We start from the raw sequence: 2664 nt of genomic DNA on the forward strand, positions 1-2664 counted from the left end.
TGCTGAGAGCGGCTTGTTGGTAGGGGTGTTGCGGAACGGTGGTAGGGCTGGATTCCGACTAGGTGGTAGGGCCGGGCAGCTGGCCTTGTCGGGGCCAGCGGCCGGGCCTTTAATCCGATCGACTACTCGTTGGCGCCATGTGTGGCGCTTGCCAGGTGTTGGCGCATGTCGTAGTCGCCGAGTTCGATGCGCTGTCCGGCGTTGAGTCTGCTGACCAGTGAGTCCGCGCCGATGGGGTCGGGTAGTTTCTTTATCCAGTAGGCCGCAGTTGTCTGGGAGACGATGATGGTCGGCAGTCTGCCGTCGCGGTCGAATATGATCTTGGTTAGGTCTTCTTGTCCGCGCTGGTTGATTCCTATCGTTAGGAAATCATCGAGGATGAGTACGTCAACGTTTTGTAGCCTGCGCATTTTAGCTACATAGCGTTCATCTGCCGGCGAGAAGGCCGCTAACTCATCGACGAGCTGATCCAGCCGGTAGTAGGCGACGCTGTATTCAGCCTGGCAGGCAGCAATACCGATAGCACAAGCGATGTAGGTTTTACCCGCACCGGTTGGTGCCAGGACGTGCACATTGGAAGGCTCGTCGCGCCAGGGTGTTGCGGCCAGTCGTTTGAGCTGGCGCAGGTTCAGCCCGCGCTTATCGGGGTTGATCAGCTCGGCGAGTGTTGCTGCCGGATAGCGGAATTTCGCCTGGGCGATGGCTTTTGCGATGTTGTTCTGCCGACGCTTGGCCGCGGTTTCTTCCACGGCTTTGAAAAAGATTTCCTCAGGCAATGCGTTGTTCGTGTCATCGGCAGCGACTAGGTCGAAGAAGATGTCGGCGAAGGTCGACAGACGCAGTTTACGCAGTGTAGCTCGGATGTCATCGTCAAGGTTGATGGTGGTCATGATGGTCTAGGCCTCCTTCTTCGGGGTGTCGTAGTGGCTGGCTGGGCGCAGGAACACTGCATCAGGGATGGCGGTGATATCCACAATGCGCGACTGGCCTTGATCGACCTGGACGGCTGGCGTTTGGTTAAGGGTGTGACCGTTGCGGGCGATATCGGCTTGAATCCGCGCGATGACCTGCATATTGGGTGCCAGGTTATGGTCGATGACTTGCTGGCAAGCAGGCTCAAGCGTGGTCTTGTTGTGCTTGTTGCCCAGCTTGACGAGCACGTTGCGGGCGGTATGCAGCCCGCGGGGTATGGCTTTGGCGTTGCGTTCCAAGATTGAGGAAACGACCTTGGTGGTTGCCGGCCCAAACGACGAGGCTCGAGCAAGCAGCTCGTTGCGGGTAAGCGGTTTGACCCCAGCGATATCCTTATCCGGGGTATGGGCTGGGTCAGTGCAATAGCGGTACTTGAACCCGTGCATACGACTATGTTCTGCAACCAGCTCATCGCCGTCGAAGATGCTCACCAGGCTGTTGGTCAGCCGTGCCCGCAGGGTTTTGCCGATGTACTGAAACGGCACTGAGTAGTACTGGTAGTCGCAGCAGATGTGCCAGTTACGGTCGACTTTGACAGCCCGCCACGACACTTCCGTAAACGGAGTATCGGGCAAGTCACGCATGAGGGGTGCTTCATCAGCATCAAACAACTCTTTACGGGTGAGCCCATCGGGCCGGGGCATATTCATGTTGATGTCGTCGATGCGCTGGGCGATGAGCTCGTTGAGCTCATCGAGGCTGTAGAAGGTGATCCCATCGAAGTAGCCGAGGATACGCGTGTAGACGAGTTGGACGGCGCGTTCTACAGCAGCTTTATCCCGAGGTTTTCCAGGCCGGGCCGGCACGATCAGGATGTCGTAGTAGTCGGCGAAGTCGGCGTAGCGTTGTTGAATGCGCCGGCCGGGTTTGTTCTTCACCGGGCGGTAAGTCGCGGTCGGTGCGTTATCGGGCACGATGATGCCAGGGCGTTTGCCGAGGTAGTCCAAGGCTTTCACATGGCAGGCAATCCAGTTGTCCATCTTCTCATTCGCTGAAGCCACAACGAACGTCAGCGAAGAATAGGGACAGATAGCCACGAATAAGCTGGCTTTCATGCCGACTTCACCGGTGGCTTTATCGACGATGGAAATTTTGTCGCCGGCCCAGTCGACGTAGAGTTCCTGGCCTGGCTCATGTTCGATAATCGAGGTCATTCCAGTGGTGCGGATGTAGTCACGCAGGCGTTCGCAGAACTGGGAGTACTGATACTTCGACTCACCGTCACCGGCAGGTGCAGCAACGTAGTCCATCCAGAGCTTGTGGCGGGTCAGATGCTTGTTGTTAGCCAAGCGCCTAGCGAGTTTTTCGAAGTCTGGCTGGTCATAGAGCTTGCGACGTGCCCCACGATGGTCGCTGAAGCACTCGTCGAAGAAAGATGGATCCAGCTGGGCAAACGACTCCTTGGTGATGCCGTGGTCAGCGATGAGCGTCTTGGTTTTGGCAATATCCCGGTTGGAGCATCCCAACGCCGCAGAAATGGCAGCGTAGCTTGCCCCGTCTAAGCACATCGCCATGATGTCTTTGAAGTTGGCCATGAAAGGCCCTCCTTAAGGTCATGAAAGGTGATGACGCGCCGACACAAGTTGTGCCAACGCCACCTATACAATGACCGAAAACAGAGAGCCCTACCACCTATCCGGAAAACCCCGACCAACTACGCGGATTGCCCCTACCAACTACGCCGAAACGGCA

General features: G+C 57.1%; 2 protein-coding genes. Both read right to left on the bottom strand.

All coding sequences use genetic code 11. The features are described 5' to 3' along the window. Nucleotides 1-122 precede the first annotated feature (122 nt). Nucleotides 123-890: an ATP-binding protein gene (locus M5J09_RS13065; protein WP_239181330.1), complete on the bottom strand. Its 768-nt coding sequence runs from the start codon at nt 888-890 to the stop codon at nt 123-125. A gap of 6 nt (nt 891-896) precedes the next feature. Then, nucleotides 897-2507, bottom strand: a complete 1611-nt coding sequence (istA, locus tag M5J09_RS13070) for an IS21 family transposase (RefSeq protein WP_070537971.1) — start codon at nt 2505-2507, stop codon at nt 897-899. Between the last annotated feature and the right edge of the window lie 157 nt (nt 2508-2664).

The sequence above is a fragment of the Corynebacterium sp. BF-R-2 genome, assembly GCF_024586525.1.
GTDB classification, from domain to species: Bacteria; Actinomycetota; Actinomycetes; order Mycobacteriales; family Mycobacteriaceae; genus Corynebacterium; species Corynebacterium singulare.